The sequence below is a fragment of the Nitratireductor sp. XY-223 genome (assembly GCF_004959855.1).
Taxonomy (GTDB): Bacteria; Pseudomonadota; Alphaproteobacteria; order Rhizobiales; family Rhizobiaceae; genus Hoeflea_A.
Genome location: NZ_SPNT01000007.1, coordinates 126046 through 144675, shown reverse-complemented (window position 1 = coordinate 144675; position 18630 = coordinate 126046). Strand labels below are relative to the sequence as shown.

The window sequence follows — 18630 nt, the reverse complement described above, 5'->3', positions numbered from 1 at the left end:
CGCTACTCCCGGGTTTCGTCCAGCAGGCCGCCGAGACCGCGCGGGCGGATGATCAGGACCGTAATGATGAACAGGAACTGGGCGAACAGCACGTAGCGCTGCCCGAGGAAGGGCAGGGCGCCCACGGTCGCCTCCAGGAAGCCGATCACCACCGCGCCGGCGACAGCCCCCGGCACCGATCCGAGACCGCCGAGCAGCGCGATGGTGAGGCCCTTGATCAGCGGCAGGGCCCCCGCTGTCGGGCTGACGAATATGGTCTGCGACAACAAGATGGCGGCCAGCCCTGCAAGCGCGCCGGTCAGCATGGTGACCGGTAGCGCCGTCCAGCGCACCGAGATGCCGGACAGGACGGCGCCTTCCGGGTTCTGCATCATCGCCCGGATCTCCAGACCCTTGCGCGAGACCCGAAGCCAGAATAGCACGAGACCCAGGATGATGGCCGTCGACAGGATCGCCCCGGCCTGGTCGTAGCGGATCGGCACGCCGAGGATCTCGAACTTGCCGAAGCCGAACAGTTTCGGCAGTCCGCGCTGGCGCGGCCCGAAGAACCACAGCAGGATCTGCACGGTCGCCAGGTTGATCGCCAGCGTCACGATCAGCGAGCGGACCGCGAAATTGGGCTTGTCGTGGATCGGCAGGAAGGCGAGCAGGTAGATGATGGCGCCGAAAACCGCGCCGGCCAGCGTGCCCGCGCCGACCGTGACGCCGGCCATGGCGAGCTTCGCCATCACGGTCTTTCCGAAGGCCGCGGCGATGAGCGGCTTGGCCGCCGACGAGGCGATCCAGGCGGCGTAGCCGGAGATGGCAAAGGTCGCGCCGTGCGCCATGTTGATCATGCCGACGGACGACCACAGGATCGATATCCCGATCGCCATCAGTCCGTAGATGGCGGCTAGGTTGAGCCCGTGGATGATGGTTCCCAGAACGTCCATGCCGGTACCTATTCCAGCCCCACATGGCCGACGTCGCCGCGCAGGCGTCCGGCATGCATGCCGATCATGCGGTCCACCCGGCCGGTCAGCAGCGCCACGTTCTGCTCGGCGATCACCATCGCCCGGCCTTCCGTCGGCAGCGAGAACAGAGCCTCGATCACCGATGCCGAGATCTTCGGGGCGAGCCCGAGCGACGGCTCGTCGATGAGATAGAGCGAGGCCTCCACCATCAGCGCGCGGCCAACGGAGACCATGCGGCGCTCGCCGCCCGAAAGTTTGCCGACGAGGGCGTCCTCCAGCTTGCGGAGCGGCGGGAAGATGTCCATCACCCTGTCGCGCCGCTTTCGGCGCTCGCGCCACGCCAGACGCGAATAAGCGCCGCAGTCGAGGTGCTGGCGCACCGTCAGGCCCGGGAAGATGGCATCGCCCTGCGGCGTCATGGCAAGGCCCTTGCGCACGATCCCGGAGGTCCGCCGTCCGGGTCCGAGCGAACGCGCGCCGCCGATCTCCTCGCCGTTCAGCCTGATCGAGCCGTTCTGCCAGCCGACCAGGTGCGATACGGCGCGGAACAGCGTCGTCTTGCCGTGGCCGTTAAGGCCGACCAGTCCGACGCGTTCGCCTTCCTCGACGTGGAAATCGATCTCGTGCAGCACGCGCAGCGGGCCGTAACCGGCGGTGAGGCCGTGTATCGTCAGGACTTCAGGCATGCGCCGGTTCCTCGAAATAGGCTGCAAGCACACGCGGATCGTCGAAGACCTGTCGTGGTGTGCCGGTGGCGATCACCTCGCCGAGATCGAGCACGACGGTCCGATCGGCGATCGCCGAAAGCAGTTCGAGTCGATGTTCGATGAGGATCGCGCCGATGGCGTATTCATCGACGAGGCGGCGGATGACGAGATCGAGTTCGTCGATTTCCGAATTGATCAGCCCCGAGGCCGGCTCGTCCAGCAGGAGCACCGTCGGCCGGCGCATCAGCAGGCAGGCAAGCAGCAGCTTGCGCCGGTCGAACGTGTCGAGCGCGCCGGCCGGCGTGTCCCAACGCACGTGGAAATGGGCGAGGTGGCAGCCCCACTCGGCGTCGAAACGCGTCAGATAAGGCCGGTGCGAGAACCGGGCGGCGCGGAACACTTCGGCTGCCGTCATCGCCGAAGGCACGACCGGGCTCTGATAGGTCCGGGCAAGCCCTTTCCTTGCCCTGTCGTGCACCGAAAGCCCGGTGATGTCCTCGCTGTCCATCCAGACATTGCCGGCACTCGGCGTGTAGCGTCCGCACAGTACCTCGAAGAGCGACGTCTTGCCGGCCCCGTTCGGGCCGACGAGGCCGAGCACCTCCCGGTTGTCCACATGCAGTGCGACTTGCCTGAGGATCGGCCGGCCGCCGAAGGAAATGTCGATCCCCCGGCAGCCGAAGATGCCCCGTTGTTCGGCCATGCTCACCGGGCCTACATCCAGAATGCGGGCTCGAAATCCACCTCGTTGTAGGGCGGCGGCGATATGATCCTGTGCGCGCCGTCTTGCACCTGGAAGATCAGGTGCGCCTGGCCGGCCTCGGGATCGTCCGTCTGGTTCGGATAGCTGGTGCCGGACTGGCTGTCATTGTCGAACGTATAGGTGCCGGCAACGCCGCGGTAGTTGATGCCGCGGATGGCGTCCCCGACGGCGTCGAAGTCGGAAGGATCGGTGTTTTCCCAGACTTTTGCCAGCAGTTTGGCGGTGTCGTAGCCCGAGCCGGTATAGACCATGCCCATCGTGCCCGGGAACCGCTCCTGGTAGGTCTCGCGGAACGCCTTGCCAGGCTCGTCGGCATAGGTCCCGATGACCGATCCCCAGATGAAGCCGTTGGCGGCTTCGCCGGCCAGATCAAGGAATTCCGGCTGCGACGGCCCGTATTGCAGATAGACCAGCGCTCCCTCGACCGGATCGACCGCGAATGTCTGCGCGAAGGCGGCGAGTTCCGCGGCAACCCAGTGGTCGATCATGATGATGCCGGCATCGGTTTCCTTCAGTGCGCGCATGACCGGGGACCAGTCCTGGACCGGGAACTGGATGTCCGTCACCGCGCCGAGTTCCCACTCGCCCCCGGACGCGGCAATGGCGTCCTGCGTCGCCTTGGAGATCACCTGCGTATAGGCGATTTGCTCCTGAACGATGTGGACCTTGTTGTTCTTCGGCGTCCACTGGCCGGATTCCTTCAGGTTCGACAGGAACTTGATGAAGCCGGAGCCGTACCACGTCTCCGCCACGTCGATCTGGAAGATGTTGCGGTATTTCTGCGGGTCCGACTTGAAGAGATCCAGCGATGCCATCTGTGTGTTGCCGTGCAGATAGGGAACGCCGGATGCGGCGGCGGCATCCATCGCCGGTTGCGGAATAAGTACGAAGGACGAGGCGATGGCGTGGACGCCGGATTCGGCAAGATTCTGGAAGGCGGCCACCGTGCCTTCGGGTGTCAGGATATCGATATCGACCACCTTGGTCTCGATCATCCGGCCGTTGACGCCGCCGGCGGCGTTGATTTCCTCGACCGCCATGGTGACGCCGTTCAGCCAGTCCTGCTGATCGGCGACGCCGACCGGTCCTGACTGCGCGGTAGGAACGCCGAGGACGATCGGATCGGCGGCCAATAGGGGCGTTGCCAAGGTGGCTGCGGCGATGGCTGCAACCGATGACTTCAGGATGTTTCGTCTGCTGAATTTGAACATGTTTCGTCTCCCTCATTTTTTGGGAAAGGAAACTGCATTCCGAGGGGCGGCGTCCATGAGCCAAATGAACTAAAAAGCACCGTAAACGCGCCAAAAAGGCCCGATTACCGGCGCGTCGACGGCCTATTTGCGGATGGCGTGGCGGATGAAGTCCTGCAGCGTATCGAGGGCGGTCTTCTCGTTCGCGCCGTTCGCGAAATAACTGCGCAACGCATACCCCTCGAGCGTGTCCATGATCAGTTCCGCGATCTCGTGCGGATCGGCGAATTCGCGGAAAGTCCCGTCCGCCGCGCCTTTCCGCAAAAGATCGCTCACGGTGCCAACGAGGGCCGCCCAGTTCTCGTTGAACAGCGCCGCGATGTCCGCATTGTGCACGGATTCGCTGACCAGCTCGACGGTGAGCACGACATTCTCGGGATGCGCGGCATAGCCGGCATAGGCGGAAACGAAGCGCATCAGCGTTTCATCGGGCTTGCTGTGATCGGAGAGCATGTCCAGGAACGGCTGCAATTCCTGGCGGTCCAGTGCCGCGATCTCGGCCAGTACGGCTTCTTTTCCTGAGAAGTGATTATATAGGTTTCCCAAGCTGATACCGGCTTTTCTTGCGATATCGCGTACACCGGTCTGGTGGTAGCCGTTTTCCAGAAAACAGGCGAGCGCCGCATCGACGATGCGCATTTTTCGCTTTTTGAGCGCTGTCTTTTTTTCAGAGGGCGCATTCATGCCTTGAAACCTTTTCTGCAGGTGATTAATTAGAGCGAACGATCGTTCGTTCACTGGTGCTTGCAGATAATATTTTGTCGCCCCCGGGAAGAAATCAAGATGTTCCATACCAACACTGACGGCAAGCTGTCGAACAATTACCGGCTGCGGGGGCGGGCATGACCGGACCCGTCAATTCGCCGCGCGACCGCGCCGCCGACGGTCCGGAACAAACCGCTTCGCCGTTGCGCCGCTGGATCTGGATCATCGCCGCTCTCCTTGTCTTCGGCGCGGTTCTGCTGATCCTCGCTTCCGCCGAGGACACCGTCGACGTCACCCGGGCAAAGGAGCCGCCGCCGCTGCAGCAGGTGTCGGTCGAAATGCGCCCCGTTGGCGACGAGACCATAGAAATCAGGGCTTTTGCAGAGGTTCGGCCCCGCTGGTCGGCGCAACTGCGCGCTGCGGTTTCAGGGCGGGTGCAGGAAGTGACGAACAGCGCGCTTGTCGGCGAACGGGTCGGGGCGGGCACCACGCTCGTTACCGTCGAGGACAGCCGTTACGTCGCCGAGCTCAGTGCCGCGGAACTTGCCCTCAAGCAGGCGCGTCTCGAATTGAGGAAGGCGCAGAACGCCAACATCCTGGCCAGGAAAGAGCACGAGCGGAACAAGGTTACGCCGCCGAACGATCTGGCGCTGCGGCTGCCCCAGCTTGAGATCGCCGAAAGTGCCGTTGTTTCAGCGGAGGCGCGGGTCGCCGCGGCCATGCAGCAGCTCAAGGACGCCACCGTCGACGCACCGTTCTCCGGGTTCGTAACGGAGCGTTTCGTCAGCCCCGGCCAGACCGTCAATATCGGCGACCCGCTGGTCAAGCTCGTCGACGACCGGACCTTTGAGCTCACCGTCGAGGTCAGCGGGCGCGACTGGGCGCTCCTGCGCAAGCCGCTTGCCGGGTTGGAGGCGCGGGTGCTCGATCAGCAAGGCGAGGCGATCGCCATGGCAACGGTCCGCAAGGCGGGCGGGTTCCTGGACGAAACCACCCGTCAGTACAAGGTGTTCCTGGAGGTGGACGATCCCGCGACCGAAACCGTGCTCTCCGGCGACTTCGTGCAGGTCGTCCTGCCGGGCATCACCGTTCCGGCGTCCCTGAACATCCCCGCATCGGCGCTCACCAAGGAAGGCGATGTCTGGTTTATCGACGGGCAGGACCGGTTGCAACGCATGAAGCCGCGCGTGCTGTTCCGCCGCGGCGACCGGATCGTCGTTGAAACCGGCGAAGAAGAGCAGACCTGGCGCGTCGCCACGACACCGCTTGTCTCGTTCCTGCCGGGCCAGCAGGTCCGTGCCGTCGAACCGGGGAGCTGATCCATGCATGCGCTGACAGGATGGTTCATACGCAACCCGGTGGCAGCCAATCTCCTGATGCTGTTCATACTGTTCGTCGGCACCATGACGGCGCTGTCGATCCGGATCGAGGGATTTCCCCGTGTTCCGCCCGACAGCATCTTCATCACTACCGAATATCGCGACGCGCCGGCCGCGCAAGTGGACGAGCTGGTCACCCGCAAGATCGAGAAGGCGCTGGAGGGGCTCGAGGGCGTGCGCAGCGTCACTTCGCAGTCGAACAACGACGGTTCGACGGTAACGGTCCGCCGCGCCGGCGGGCAGGACCTGCAGAAGCTGCTGGACAAGGTTCGCCTCCGGATTGACGCCTTGTCCGACCTGCCGGCCTCGGTCAAGCGGCCGGTCATCGAAACCAGCGGCTACGATTTCCCGGCACTTTACGTCAACATTCACGGCGACACCGATCCGTCGACGCTGCAGACGCTCGCCGAGCGTTTCCGCGAGGAACTGCTGGCGAAACCGGAACTGTCCCGCCTCAATGTCTGGGGCCTGCACGATCGCGAGATGCGCATCGAGGTGGAGCCGCGCACGCTGCAGCGGTTCAACCTGACGGTCGCCGATGTCGTCGGCTTGATACAGGCCAGTTCTCTCGACTTCCAGGCCGGCACGCTGCGCACGCTGGGCGGCAATATTTTCTTGAGGGCCGACGACCGCGCACGTTTCTCGACAGAGTATGCGCAGATACCGGTGATCGAGCGTGCCGACGGCACGTCCATCCTGCTCGGCGATATCAGCGCCATCCGCGACACCGTTAGGGAAGGCGACTATCTCTTCCGCTTCAATAGCGCTCCGACCGCCGGCATGGAGGTGCTCGTCGGCCGCAAGGAGAACCTGCTGCGCATATCCGAGGTGGTCGGCGATGTGGTCCGGGATTTCGAGCCGCAACTGCCGCCCGGCGTCAGCATTTCGGTGTGGGGAGATTCGTCGCACTACATCTCCGACCGTCTCAAGCTGCTGCGCAACAACGGCATCCAGGGATTGCTTCTGGTCGTCCTGATCCTGTCGCTGTTCCTGAATCTGGGACTGGCGTTCTGGGTGGCCATGGGGATCCCGGTATCGGTCATGGGTGCGCTTGCGGTCGCCGGGTCGAAATGGGTCGATTATTCGCTCAATGACGTGACAACCTTCGGCCTGATCCTCGCGCTCGGCATCCTCGTCGACGACGCGGTGGTCGTGGGCGAGAGCGTCTACGAGGAAAGGCAGCGCAATCCCGACCCGATCCGCGGCACGGAGGACGGCGTGGCCAAGGTCGCCGTCGCGACGGTGTTCGGTGTGCTGACCACCATTGCCGCCTTTTTTCCGATGCTGCTTCTCGACAATCCGCTCGGCAAGGTGCTGGCCGGCTTTTCGGGCATGGTGATCCTCGCGCTGATCTTCTCGCTCATCGAAAGCAAGTTCATACTGCCGGCCCATCTTGCCGCAATGAAGCTGGATCGCGAACGGCGCTTTGTGCTTGCGCGGCTTTGGGGCGGAGTCCAGAACTTTGCGCGGGGGGGCCTTGCCTGGTTTCGCGACCGGATCTACGCGCCGCTGCTCAAGGGCGCGGTCCGGCACCGCTACGCCACGCTGATCCTGTTTGTTGCCGCCGGCACGCTGGGCCTCGGACTGATCGGCCTCGGCAAGGTCAAGACCGTGTTCTTCCCGGACGTGCCAGGGCAGATCATCACTGTCAGCCTCAAGATGGACGCACGGGCGCCGTTTCAGCTCACCAGGGCGCAGATCGAGCGCATCGATGCCATCGGCGCCGCATTGAACGAGGAACTGCAAGAGCGTCACGCTCTTGACCGCCCTCCGATCCGCACGACGTTCCTGATAATTTCGGATGCGGGGTCGGCGGAAATTTATGCCGAACTGACGCCGGTCGCCGAGCGTCCCGACGTGGGGATCCTCGATGTCCTGAACGCGTGGCGCGAACGCACGGGTCAGGTCGAGGGCGCGACGGAGCTGCAGTTTACCGGGTCGGAGGAACTGGCCGGCGGTTTCAGGCTGCGCCTGTTCTCGAAAGATGTCGAATTGCTGCAGCGTGCCAGCGAGGAAGCGCAGGCTTTCCTCGGCCGGATCGAGGGCGTGAGCAATATTCGCGACAGCATGTCATCCGGCCAGCCGCAACTGGAAATCAAGGTGCGGCCGGAGGCCCGCAATCTCGGTTTCGACGCCCAGACCCTGGCCTCGCAGATCGGCTTTTCCTTCGGCGGCGCGGAAGTGCAGAAGGTCAACCGCAACGGGACCGAACTTCGGGTCCTGGTTCAGAACGCCGGCAGTGCGCGCGATACGGTCGACGACCTCATGCAGACCCGGGTTCGCAGCAAGAACGGCCGCTGGATACCGCTGACCTCGGTCGCCGAAATCAGCAGCGGCTATGTCGCCGGCACCATCCACAGGCAGAACGGCAAGCGCGTCAATACCATTGCCGCGTCGATCGACCGGTCCGCGGTCGCTCCGGAAGAAGTCGGCCAGGCGGTGTTCGAGCAACTCGTGCCCGGGCTGGCGGCGCGATACCCGAGCGTGCGGATCGAAAAGGCCGGCGAACTGGAAGAAATGGGCGAGATAAGGGGCGGTATGAAGCGTGCCCTGTTGCTGGCGGCGGTGCTCATCTACGTGTTGATGGCGGTGCCGCTGAAATCCTATTGGCAGCCTTTCGTCATCCTCGCCATCGTTCCTTTCGGGTTTGTCGGCGCCGCCATGGGCCACCTGATTATGGATATCCCGCTGTCGCTGCTTTCGCTCTTCGGCATGCTGGCGCTGACCGGCGTTGTCGTCAATGACAGCCTGGTGATGATTACCCGTTACAATCAGGGGCGCGAGGCAGGATTATCCCCGCGGGAGGCGCTCTTTGATGCCGGAACCGGACGTTTCCAGGCGATTTTCCTGACCACGGCGACGACGGTGATCGGTCTGACGCCGCTGCTGACGGAGACCTCGGAACAGGCGCAGTATCTCATCCCGGCCGCTGTTTCCCTGGCCTATGGCGAGATATTCGCGACGGCCCTGATGCTGCTGCTGGTACCCGTCCTTTTGGCCATCACCGAGGACGTGCGCGGCCTTTTCACGGCCAGGCGGCAGGTGCATCGAAGCGGCTCGAAGGCCTGAGGGACAGCGACTTAACCACAATTTAATGGGAGATTGAGACGATCCCGAAGCGTTTGGGCGTAGCCAGGCTATGTCCCGCCAATCAGGATACGAAGATTGCTGCAAACAGGAAAACAGGGGAATTCGGGCAGACCGGAGCCTGCGCAGGACGCGCCCGATCGCACTGCCGACATCCGGCCGATTGAGCCGGCTGACATTCCAGCCGTGGCAGCGCTCTATCAGAGGATCCTGATGCACCGCAAGGAAGCCGCGCCGGCTTCGCTTGCGTCCTATCTCGAAGAAATTTTCCTGAACCATCCGCGCTTCGACGCGGATATGCCCTCGCGGGTCTATATCGACCAAAAAGGCGCGGTCGGCGGGTTTATCGGCGTGCTTCCGGCCCCGATGCTGCTTGACGGCAACCCGGTGCGTGCGGCCGTTGCGGGCTCCCTGATGGTGGACAACCCGGTGGAGAATCCGCTCGCCGGCGCGCGGCTTTTGCGGTCGGTCCGTTCCGGACCGCAGGATCTTTCCATCAGCGAGACCGCCAACGACATCTCCATGGGCATGTGGGAGCAGATGGGCGACCGCGCCTTGCCGCGATACAGCCTGCAGTGGATTCGGGTGTTCCGCCCGGCGGGATTTGCCGCCGCCGCCCTTGCTGAGCGGTTCAAGGCCGCCCGCGTGTTGCGCCCGGTCGCCTCCCTGACGGATTCGGCCGCCGGGCCGCTCTACCACAGTGCGCTGTTCGGATCGGATGACAAGCCGAGGAAATACAGCCGCAAGGAAATTGAAGGCAGGGACCTGATCGCTCACCTTCTCGAACTGTCGAAGCACTATGGCCTCCATCCGGATTGGGATGAGGGCACGCTCGAATGGACGCTGCGGCACGCCGGCCGCAAGCAGCGGCACGGCGAGATGCGCAGTCATGTCGTGCAGTCGCCAAGCGGCAAGCTGCTCGGCTGCCACGTCTATTTCGCGCGTCCCGGTGGCATGGCCTGGGTCCTTCAGGTGCTTTCCAGCCCGAAAGCCGAGGCAACCGTCGTCGCCAGCCTGCTCGATCATGCACGCGAAACCGGGGCTGTCGCTGTCCGCGGACGCGTCATGCCGCGCACCATCGCGCCGTTGATGCGGCAAAGGGCCTTTTTCCTGTGCAATGCGTCGACCGTCATCCACACCAAAAATCCGGACATCCAGGCCGCCGTCGACTCGGGCGATGCCTTCATCACCGGCCTTGCCGCAGAATCCTGGATCAGGCTCATCGGCGACCGTTTCGAATAGACATCGCGATTTTCGAATAGATTAAGCTTTCCGGCCCAAGTGAACGGATTTGCAACCTTTTTGTGCCAGTTTGGCGCGGAGTGTAACCGCGATCGTGCCGCCCCGCCGGTTCGGCCGATCGACGTTGTGTGCGTAAAACCGGCGGTTGGAGGCGTGCGATGTGCGGCATCGCCGGCTATCTCGGTACACCGGTCACACCGGTGCCGAAGGCCAAATTGCTAGAAGGCATGGTCGGCGCGATCGCCCACCGGGGCCCGGATGCCCGCGCCACGCGTGTGCTGCCCGGCGTCGGTCTCGGGCACGCGCGCCTGAGCATCATCGACATTGCCGGTGGCGCACAGCCGATGGCCAGCGCCGACGAGTCGATCTGGCTGATCTTCAACGGCGAGATATTCAACCACATCGAATTGCGGCAGGAGCTCGAGCAGAGGGGCCACGCGTTCCGCACCAGCTCCGACACCGAAGTTATCCTGAACCTCTACCGAGAGAAGGGTCTCGATTGCGTCGACGACCTCAACGGCGATTTCAGCTTTGCCATCTGGGACGCGCCGAAGAAACGGTTGATGATCGCCCGCGACCGCATGGGCGTGCGCCCGCTGTTCTACACCGAGCGCAATGGCTGCCTTTATTTCGCGTCCGAGGTCAAGGCGCTGCTCCAGGTTCCGGGCATCGAGGCGGAACTCGATCCGTTCGCCCTCGACCAGATTTTCACCGTCTGGTTTCCTCTGGCGCCGCGCACCGCCTTCAAGGGCATTCACGAACTGCCGCCCGGCCACGTGCTGACCGCGACGCCCGACGGGATGAACATTCGGCGCTACTGGCAACTCGATTATCCCGATGCCGACGGCGACGGGCCGTTCGCGGATCGCAGCGAGGCCGACCTTGCCGAGGAGCTGCGCGCGCTGCTGTTCGATGCCACGCGCATACGGCTGCGTTCGGATGTACCGGTCGGCGCCTATCTCAGCGGCGGCCTCGACTCGTCGATCATCACGGCGGCGATCAAGCAGATCACGCCCGAGGCGCTGCGCACATTTTCGGTCACCTTCGAGAGCGGCGAGTTCGACGAACGCGAGCAGCAGCAGGAGATGGTCGCCGCGCTCAAGACGCGGCACGAGGAGTTGATGTGTACGCAGTCCGACATCGCGGATGCGTTTCCATTGGTCATCAGGCACACCGAAGCGCCGGTCCTGCGGACGGCGCCGGCACCGCTGTTCGGGCTCTCGGGCCTGGTGCGCATGGCCGGTTTCAAGGTCGTGCTGACCGGAGAGGGCGCCGACGAGGTCTTTGCCGGCTACGATATCTTCAAGGAAGCCAAGCTGCGACGCTTCTGCGCGCGCCAGCCGGAGTCCAGGTTCCGCCCGCTGCTTTACCGCCGCCTCTATCCCTATTTGCCGCAATTGCAGAACCAGTCGCAGGCATCGCTTGCCGCATTTTTCAGCGCCGGCGGCAACGCGCTGGACGATCCGCTCTATTCGCATCTGCCGCGCTTCCGCACCACTTCGGGCACGAAGCTGTTTCTTTCGCACGAAGTGCGGCGGGAACTCGGCGACTATGACGCGCTCGCCGAAATGCGCGATCGCCTGCCGGACGATTTCAGGCGCTGGCATCCGCTGTCGCAATCGCAATACCTGGAAGCCGCATTCCTTCTGCCGGGATACATCCTGTCGTCGCAGGGCGATCGCATGTCGATGGCCCATTCGGTGGAGGGGCGCTACCCGTTCCTCGATCACAGGCTTGTCGAGTTCGCGGCGCGCATTCCGCCGCAAATGAAGCTGCGTGCCCTGCGTGAGAAGCACATCCTGCGCAAGGCCGTCGAGGACATCCTGCCGCAGTCCATATCCAACCGGCCGAAACAGCCCTACCGGGCTCCGGACAGCCAGTGTTTCACCGCCGCCGCCGCACCCGCCTATGTCGAGGAACGCCTGTCGCGCACAGCGATCGAGGAAGGCGGTTACTTCGATGCGGGCGCGGTGGAAAAACTGCTCGCCAAGTGCCGCAAGCGTCCCACCGTCGGCACGCGCGACAACATGGCGATGGTCGGAATCATATCAACGCAGCTCTGGCACCAAGCCTTTGCTGAGAAGGCTGGGACGGAACGGCCGAGCGCCGAACCGCGAGCCGTCGCCTGATAAAAGGAGCGTTCAACATGCAGGTCGATGTCAGGTCCGATATCCGCGAATTCATCGTCGACAATTTCCTCTTCCGGGAAGACCGCGAGACGGTGTCCGATACGGAGTCGCTGCTCGAGAACGGGTTGATGGATTCAACCGGAGTTCTTGAATTGGTTGCCTTTCTTGAAAGCGATATCGGCATTGAGATCCAGGATGCCGAGATCGTGCCCGAGAATTTCGATTCCATCGAGAACATCTCCAACTACGCCAACTCCAAGCTGTCGAAGAACGGCGGTTGAGCGGCGGTCGGGTTAATCAATGACAGGGGCAGATGATGCGCGTTGAAGAGCACCTACGTGCCGGAGCGGAGCGCCACGCAGACAAGGAAGCCGTCATCGCCGGGCCGGTTCGGCTGACCTACGGCGAGGTCGATGCCGCCTCCGACCGTCTGGCGGCCGCGCTGTCACGGGCAGGCGTGAAACGCCACGACCGCGTCATCGTGTTCATGGACAATTGCTGGCAGGCGGTTGTCGCGATCTATGCCGTCATGAAGGCCGGCGCGGTCGTCTCGCCGGTCAATCCGTCGACCAAGGCCGACAAGCTCGCCTTCATCCTGAAAAACGCGGGCGCGTGTGCGGTCATCACCCAGGCGCGTTTGGCCGGGACCGCCGACAGGGCGGTGGAAGCGGCGCCAACGGTAAGCGTCAAGGTCGCGACGGATGCAAGCGAGCAGGGCCTTTCCGGCTACCTCGATTTCGAGGAAATCCTCGACGACCGGTCCGCGTTTGAACGGCCCTTCGCCGGCATCGTCACCGATCTCGCCATGCTCATCTACACGTCCGGATCGACCGGTTTCCCGAAGGGCGTGATGATGACCCATCAGAATGTCGACGCCGCCGCCGGTTCGATCACGACCTATCTGGAAAACACCGCCGACGACATCATCTTGAATGTGCTGCCGATCTCCTTCGACTACGGCCTCTACCAGGTGCTGATGGCCTTCCGGGCCGGCGCCACGCTGGTTCTGGAGAAATCCTTCGCTTTCCCGCAAGTGGTGCTCAACCGGATGATCGAGGAGAAGGTGACCGGCTTTCCGATCGTCCCGACGATGGCCGCGCTGATCCTGCGCATGAAAAGCCTCGAACCGGGTACGTTCCCGCATCTGCGCTATATTTCCAGCACCGGCGCGGCCTTCGCGCCGGCGGTCATCCAGCAGATGCGGACCCTTTTTCCGGGTACCGATGTCTATTCCATGTACGGGCTGACGGAATGCAAGCGCTGCACCTGGCTGCCGCCGTCCGAACTCGACCGCCGGCCGGGTTCGGTCGGCATAGCCATACCGGGCACGGAAGCCTATGTCGTCGATGACGACGGCGAGAGGCTGCCGGCCGGCAAGGTCGGTGAACTCGTCATCCGCGGTCCGCATGTGATGAAGGGCTACTGGCAGAACGAGGAAGCGACCGCCAAGGCGCTGAAAACGGGCATCTACCCCTGGGAGAAAGTGCTGCACACGGGTGATCTCTTCCATGCCGACGAAGACGGCTTTCTGTATTTCGTCGGGCGCAAGGACGACATCATCAAGACGCGCGGCGAGAAGGTCAGCCCCAAGGAGGTCGAGAACGTCCTCTACGCGATGCCGGAAATCAGCGAGGCGGCGGTTCTGGGCGTCACCGACACCGTCCTCGGCAGCGCCATCAAGGCGATCGTGGTCGCCGCGCCCGGAACGCAGCCGACCGAAAAGGACGTATTGCGGCACTGCGCCCGGCACCTCGAGGACTTCATGGTGCCGAAACAGGTTGAATTTCGCGATTCGCTGCCGAAGACCGATTCCGGGAAGATCAGCCGGCGGCTCTTGCAGGAAACACTGGAAGCGGGGGAGTGACCATGAACCTGGTCGAACCACATCTTTCCGAGCCGGGCAGCGACAAGGCCCCGGATTTCTCGGCGGCGACGCTGGAGTTGGACGCTGCCGCCGAAACCGACAGGATCGCCGAGAAAATCCGCGAGCAGGTGCTGCGCGACCTTCGCCGGCGCGGCGCGGTCGTCGGCCTGTCCGGCGGCATCGACAGCAGCGTGACGGCGGCCCTGTGCGTCAAGGCGCTCGGCCCGAAGAAGGTTGTCGCGATCCTCATGCCCGAAAAGGACTCCGACGACGAAAGCCTCGTCCTCGGCAAGCTCGTCGCGGACGAACTCGGCATCGAATGCGTCACGGAAAACATCGAGCCGATCCTCACGGCGGCCGGCTGCTATCGCCGCCGCGACGAATTCATCAGGAAGCTTGTTCCCGAGTTCGGCCCCGGCTGGGGCTGCAAGATCGTGCTGTCCAACGCGCTTGAAGGCGGCATCAACATTTCCCAGCTTGTGGTGGAATCGCCCGAAGGCGAGCAGCAGAAGAAGCGCATGCCCATCGACGTCTATCACGGGGTGGTTGCAGCGGCGAACATGAAGCAGCGCACCCGAAAGCAGCTCGAATATTTCCATGCGGACCGGCTCAACTACGCGGTCGCCGGCACGCCCAACCGTCTGGAACACGATCAGGGCTTCTTCGTGAAAAACGGCGATGGCGCGGCGGATCTGAAGCCCATCGCCCATCTCTACAAGAGCCAGGTCTACCAGCTTGCCGAACATCTGTCGGTGCCGGAGGAAATCCGCCGCCGGCCGCCGACGACGGACACCTGGTCGCTGCCGCAGTCGCAGGAGGAGTTCTACTTCGCGCTGCCCTATCAGCAGATGGACCTGTGTCTCTACGGCCTGAACAACAACGTTCCCGAGGATGCGGTTGCCGCTTCCGCGGGCCTGACGGCCGAGCAGGTTCAGATGGTCTGGCGCGACATCGCGGCGAAACGCCGTGTCGCGCACTATCTGCACGCCGCGCCGCTGCTCGTTGATGATGCATCCGGGTAGGTCGCCATGATCGATAACAAGGAAAAACTCAGGAAGCTCGTCTTCAAAAGCCTGACCGCCAGCCGCCTGCCGCAGATATTGCGTCCGTTACTGGGCGGCGAGGGCGCGATCCTCATGGCCCACCGCGTGACGGCCGCACCGGGCACCAAATACGGCTTCAACGGCAATCTGATCGTCCATCCCGAGTTCCTCGACGAACTGATCGCCGAGATGAAGGCGAGGGGATTCGATTTCGTATCGCTCGACGAGGCGGTCGACCGCATCGGCAACGGCGCCAAAGGCAGGCGCTTCGCGGCGATCACGCTCGACGACGGGTTTCGCGACAACCTGACGGAAGCCCTGCCGGTCTTCGAGAAGCACGGCGCACCGTTCTCGGTCTATATCGCACCGGGACTCACAGACGGCCAGGTCGAGCCCTGGTGGGAGATTGTCGAGGCCGCGGTGGAGCGCTGCGACGGCGACGCGCTTGAGATGGACACGCCCGACGGCGTCCTGAAGTTCGATTGCGCCACCGATGAGGCCAGCGCCGATACCTTCGAGGAGATCTGCCGGGTCCTGTCGGAGGAACTCGACGAAGAGGATCAGGTCGCCGCGGTGCGCAGCCTGGCCGACAATGCCGGCGTCAGCTGTGCGCAGTTTCGCGAGACCTATCTGATGAACTGGGACGAGATCGCCCGGATCGCCGCGCATCCGCTGTGCACGATCGGCGCGCACACGGTCAACCACTACAATCTCAAGCGTCTTCCGAAGGAACAGGCGCTGTGGGAAATGTCCGATTCCGCAGCGATGCTGGAGGAGCGCCTGGGCGAGCGCCCGCGTCACTTCGCCTATCCGTACGGCTTTGAAAAGGCCGTCGGCGAACGCGAGGCACGGCTCGCGAAACTGGCCGGGTTCAAATCGGCGCTGACGACGCGCCACGGCGTGATCCAGAAGGAGCATGCCGGCCACCTGCACACGCTGCCGCGCATATCGGTGAACGGTCGCTATCAGAACATCGACTATCTCAACGCCATGCTTTCCGGCGTGACGACGCCGATGGCCAATCGCGGCCGCACGGTGGTGACGGTGTAGGAACGCCGTCCCTCAGCGCTTGATCATCTCATTGTAAAGCCACGGGCAGTCGACGACCGGCGGTGTGCGCCGCCCGCTCGCCGCGGTCTCGAGCCGCATGTCGCGCATCCTGGCACGCTCGTCCTCAGGAAGGTAGAGCCGTTCGTGGCCCCAGAAGCTGGGTCCCACATGGGTCTCGTGCGGCTGCCACGTGGCCGGATCGATGATGCGGCCGCCCCAGCCGCTCTCGACGAAAAATCCTGACGGCGAATTGGCATAGTAACTCGTCATGTAATCGTTGGTGTGCCGCCCGAGCGTGTAGGCGATGCGGCCTTCCTCTAGCTGCGCCAGGTCGTAGCCCTGTCCCACATCGTCCAGGTTCTGGAATTCGACCATAAAGTGGTGGAAGCCGGCCTTGCCCGATCCCACCATGGCAAAGCTGTGATGCCGGCCGTTCACGTGGAAGAAATAAAGCGGATAAGGCGTCAGGCCGTAATCACTGAGATGAAAGCCGAGGAGATCCCTGTAGAAGGGCAGCAACGCGTCGACCTTGTTGACGTGCAGCACCGCGTGGCCCATGCCGAACGGCCCTGTCGTGAAACCGTCGATCGGACGGCCCGGGCGGAACGGCTCGTCCGCCCGCATCGGGTTCCAGACGAGTTCGATGCGGTTGCCGTCCGGGTCGTTGAAGACGATGAGATCCTCGACAAAGCGCCGGTCCGCGAGTTCACGCGAACCCTGCGCAACCGCATGGCCGGCCTTGTCCAGGCGCCCCGCGAAAGTGTCCAGGTCCTGCCGGGATTCCACTTCCCAGCCGATGAAAGCCAGCGTGTCACCTGGTTCGTCAGACACCAGAAGCCTTTGCTTGCGGTCGTCCATGCGAAAGGCGAGGGCGTTGCCGCCCCGGTCGATTTTCTGCATGGCAAGCAGCCGCCCGGCAAAATCACTCCAATCGTCGAGCCTGTCCGAGCGGATGCCGAGATATCCAAGCGCGTGTATGGCCATTTCCGTGTCCTCAAACCGGCATTCCGCAAAACGGATGATAGGGTCCGCCCGACCCGCAACAAATATCAGGAAATGATCTGTCCGTCTGCCGGACAGCGAAATCGGCCGGAGGCGATGCCGCGAACGGGCTTGGCTCGGAACCGGTTTTCGATCATGTTCGCTGCATGTCTCTGGCGGATTCCGTATCGATATGCCCCTTGAACTGAACGCGCACGACCGCGCTTTGCTCGATGGAAAGGAAGGCCCAATCGGCTGCTTCGCCATGCGCGTCGTCGTCCGGGCGGCTGAAATTGTCGGTGCGCCGCGGCTCGCCGACGTTTCCTTCGCGCATATCGATGCCTGCCACTACTACGGAACCGCGCATCTCGATTTCGTCCGGCGTTTCGCGGACGCCGATGCGCGGTTTAAAATCCCGGTGTGGACCAACACCCTGCCGGTCAGCCTCCGCCGTCCGGAAAGCCGTGCAGATGCTGGTGAGCGATTCAACGGGGAGGCGCGGGAGGTTGCGCGGCTCTACAGTGCGCTCGGCTGCAGGCCGGTCTGGACCTGTGCGCCCTATCAGATACCGGGTGGACCGGATTTCGGCGACCAGATCGTCGGTTCGGAATCGAACGCCGTCGCCTATTACAATTCCGTTGTCGGTGCCCGCACCAACAAATACGGAGACTTTCTCGACGTCTGTGCCGCCCATGTCGGCCGGGTGCCCTACGCCGGCCTGCACACCGACGAGGGCAGGCGCGGCACCGTCGAATTCGACGTAACGGGCCTGCCGGACGACCTGCGGCAGACGGAGATGTTCTGCCATGTCCTCGGCCATCTCGTCGGCGCCCGCGCCGGATCCCGCATCCCGGTGATCAGCGGCCTGCCGGCAGGCACGCCGAAGGACAGCCTCAAGGCCATCAGCGCGGCGGTCGCCGCATCGGGCGGCGTTGCCATGTTTCATGCCGTCGGCGTCACACCCGAGGCGCCGGACCGGACGGCGGCCCTGCACGGGCGCGAACCGGACGAACGCATAACGGTCACGCCGGATATGGTCCGGCGCGCGAGGCAGTCTCTGTCGCCCGCCTCGGACGGGCCGCTCGACATGGTGGCGCTGGGTACGCCGCATTTTTCCGTGTCCGAATTCGGGCGGCTGGCTGGGCTCATGGACGGCAGGACCGTACATCCGGACGTGACCGTCTATGTGTCGACGAGCCGTTTCGTCGAACAGATCGCCAGGGAAAAGGGCTATCTCGAGCCGATCGCCGCAGCCGGGATCGATGTGCTCGTCGACACCTGCACCTATTTCTCGCCCGCCATCAAGGCGTGCCGCGGGCGGGTGATGACGAATTCGGCCAAATGGGCCTATTACGCGCCCGGCATGCTGCCGGTGGACGTCGTTTTCGGCAGCCTGGAGGACTGCGTCCTGTCGGCGTCGGCCGGCGAGGTGCGCCGCGAAACCGCATCCGGCCCGGGCCGGTTCTGGAGCGTTTGA

Annotated in this window: 15 protein-coding genes; 9 read left to right on the top strand and 6 right to left on the bottom strand. The window is 63.7% G+C overall.

Annotated features, from left to right (window positions below; translation table 11 throughout):
- Positions 1-2: 2 nt before the first annotated feature.
- The 5 genes from E4M07_RS21480 to E4M07_RS21460 form a co-directional block, all read right to left on the bottom strand.
- Positions 3-932 (bottom strand): branched-chain amino acid ABC transporter permease, encoded by a 930-nt coding sequence (locus E4M07_RS21480; RefSeq protein ID WP_136660458.1) that lies wholly within the window; start codon positions 930-932, stop codon positions 3-5.
- A gap of 8 nt (positions 933-940) precedes the next feature.
- Positions 941-1639 carry an ATP-binding cassette domain-containing protein gene (locus tag E4M07_RS21475; RefSeq protein ID WP_136660457.1) on the bottom strand — a complete coding sequence of 233 codons (699 nt, stop codon included), beginning with the start codon at positions 1637-1639 and terminating at the stop codon, positions 941-943.
- Complete coding sequence (locus E4M07_RS21470; protein WP_136660456.1) at positions 1632-2363, bottom strand: ATP-binding cassette domain-containing protein; 732 nt, start codon at positions 2361-2363, stop codon at positions 1632-1634. Before E4M07_RS21470 ends, E4M07_RS21475 begins: the two co-directional genes overlap by 8 nt.
- Before the next feature lie 11 nt (positions 2364-2374).
- A complete protein-coding gene (locus E4M07_RS21465) occupies positions 2375-3634 on the bottom strand; it encodes an ABC transporter substrate-binding protein (protein ID WP_136660455.1) in 1260 nt (419 codons plus the stop codon).
- Between the two features lie 123 nt (positions 3635-3757).
- Positions 3758-4357 carry a TetR/AcrR family transcriptional regulator gene (locus E4M07_RS21460; protein ID WP_136660454.1) on the bottom strand — a complete coding sequence of 200 codons (600 nt, stop codon included), beginning with the start codon at positions 4355-4357 and terminating at the stop codon, positions 3758-3760.
- A gap of 158 nt (positions 4358-4515) precedes the next feature.
- On the opposite strand from E4M07_RS21460, the gene E4M07_RS21455 reads away from it, so the two are divergent.
- The 8 genes from E4M07_RS21455 (at position 4516) to E4M07_RS21420 (ending at position 16172) form a co-directional block, all read left to right on the top strand.
- Positions 4516-5697 carry an efflux RND transporter periplasmic adaptor subunit gene (locus tag E4M07_RS21455; protein WP_136660453.1) on the top strand — a complete coding sequence of 394 codons (1182 nt, stop codon included), beginning with the start codon at positions 4516-4518 and terminating at the stop codon, positions 5695-5697.
- A 3-nt stretch (positions 5698-5700) separates the two neighbouring features.
- Positions 5701-8826 (top strand): efflux RND transporter permease subunit, encoded by a 3126-nt coding sequence (locus tag E4M07_RS21450; protein ID WP_136660452.1) that lies wholly within the window; start codon positions 5701-5703, stop codon positions 8824-8826.
- A gap of 96 nt (positions 8827-8922) precedes the next feature.
- A complete protein-coding gene (locus tag E4M07_RS21445; protein ID WP_136660451.1) occupies positions 8923-10086 on the top strand; it encodes a hypothetical protein in 1164 nt (387 codons plus the stop codon).
- Positions 10087-10244: 158 nt separating this feature from the next.
- Positions 10245-12215 carry an asparagine synthase (glutamine-hydrolyzing) gene (gene asnB / locus E4M07_RS21440; RefSeq protein ID WP_136660450.1) on the top strand — a complete coding sequence of 657 codons (1971 nt, stop codon included), beginning with the start codon at positions 10245-10247 and terminating at the stop codon, positions 12213-12215.
- Positions 12216-12232: 17 nt separating this feature from the next.
- A complete protein-coding gene (locus E4M07_RS21435) occupies positions 12233-12496 on the top strand; it encodes an acyl carrier protein (RefSeq protein ID WP_136660449.1) in 264 nt (87 codons plus the stop codon).
- 35 nt (positions 12497-12531) lie between these two features.
- Positions 12532-14079 carry a class I adenylate-forming enzyme family protein gene (locus tag E4M07_RS21430; protein WP_136660576.1) on the top strand — a complete coding sequence of 516 codons (1548 nt, stop codon included), beginning with the start codon at positions 12532-12534 and terminating at the stop codon, positions 14077-14079.
- A gap of 2 nt (positions 14080-14081) precedes the next feature.
- Positions 14082-15101 (top strand): NAD(+) synthase, encoded by a 1020-nt coding sequence (gene nadE / locus E4M07_RS21425; RefSeq protein ID WP_136660448.1) that lies wholly within the window; start codon positions 14082-14084, stop codon positions 15099-15101.
- A 6-nt stretch (positions 15102-15107) separates the two neighbouring features.
- Complete coding sequence (locus tag E4M07_RS21420) at positions 15108-16172, top strand: polysaccharide deacetylase family protein (RefSeq protein ID WP_136660447.1); 1065 nt, start codon at positions 15108-15110, stop codon at positions 16170-16172.
- Between the two features lie 12 nt (positions 16173-16184).
- On the opposite strand, the gene E4M07_RS21415 is transcribed toward E4M07_RS21420, so the two are convergent.
- The gene (locus E4M07_RS21415) at positions 16185-17156 is read right to left on the bottom strand and encodes a VOC family protein (RefSeq protein WP_136660446.1); all 972 of its coding nucleotides are present in this window, start codon (positions 17154-17156) and stop codon (positions 16185-16187) included.
- 190 nt (positions 17157-17346) lie between these two features.
- On the opposite strand from E4M07_RS21415, the gene E4M07_RS21410 reads away from it, so the two are divergent.
- Positions 17347-18630 (top strand): aconitase X catalytic domain-containing protein, encoded by a 1284-nt coding sequence (locus E4M07_RS21410; RefSeq protein ID WP_136660445.1) that lies wholly within the window; start codon positions 17347-17349, stop codon positions 18628-18630.

Coding starts and splice junctions, on each gene's coding strand:
- E4M07_RS21480 (WP_136660458.1), bottom strand. CDS start 932: ATGGACGTTCTGGGAACCATCATCCACGGGCTCAACCTAGCCGCCATC.
- E4M07_RS21475 (WP_136660457.1), bottom strand. CDS start 1,639: ATGCCTGAAGTCCTGACGATACACGGCCTCACCGCCGGTTACGGCCCG.
- E4M07_RS21470 (WP_136660456.1), bottom strand. CDS start 2,363: ATGGCCGAACAACGGGGCATCTTCGGCTGCCGGGGGATCGACATTTCC.
- E4M07_RS21465 (WP_136660455.1), bottom strand. CDS start 3,634: ATGTTCAAATTCAGCAGACGAAACATCCTGAAGTCATCGGTTGCAGCC.
- E4M07_RS21460 (WP_136660454.1), bottom strand. CDS start 4,357: ATGAATGCGCCCTCTGAAAAAAAGACAGCGCTCAAAAAGCGAAAAATG.
- E4M07_RS21455 (WP_136660453.1), top strand. CDS start 4,516: ATGACCGGACCCGTCAATTCGCCGCGCGACCGCGCCGCCGACGGTCCG.
- E4M07_RS21450 (WP_136660452.1), top strand. CDS start 5,701: ATGCATGCGCTGACAGGATGGTTCATACGCAACCCGGTGGCAGCCAAT.
- asnB (WP_136660450.1), top strand. CDS start 10,245: ATGTGCGGCATCGCCGGCTATCTCGGTACACCGGTCACACCGGTGCCG.
- E4M07_RS21435 (WP_136660449.1), top strand. CDS start 12,233: ATGCAGGTCGATGTCAGGTCCGATATCCGCGAATTCATCGTCGACAAT.
- E4M07_RS21430 (WP_136660576.1), top strand. CDS start 12,532: ATGCGCGTTGAAGAGCACCTACGTGCCGGAGCGGAGCGCCACGCAGAC.
- nadE (WP_136660448.1), top strand. CDS start 14,082: ATGAACCTGGTCGAACCACATCTTTCCGAGCCGGGCAGCGACAAGGCC.
- E4M07_RS21420 (WP_136660447.1), top strand. CDS start 15,108: ATGATCGATAACAAGGAAAAACTCAGGAAGCTCGTCTTCAAAAGCCTG.
- E4M07_RS21415 (WP_136660446.1), bottom strand. CDS start 17,156: ATGGCCATACACGCGCTTGGATATCTCGGCATCCGCTCGGACAGGCTC.
- E4M07_RS21410 (WP_136660445.1), top strand. CDS start 17,347: ATGCCCCTTGAACTGAACGCGCACGACCGCGCTTTGCTCGATGGAAAG.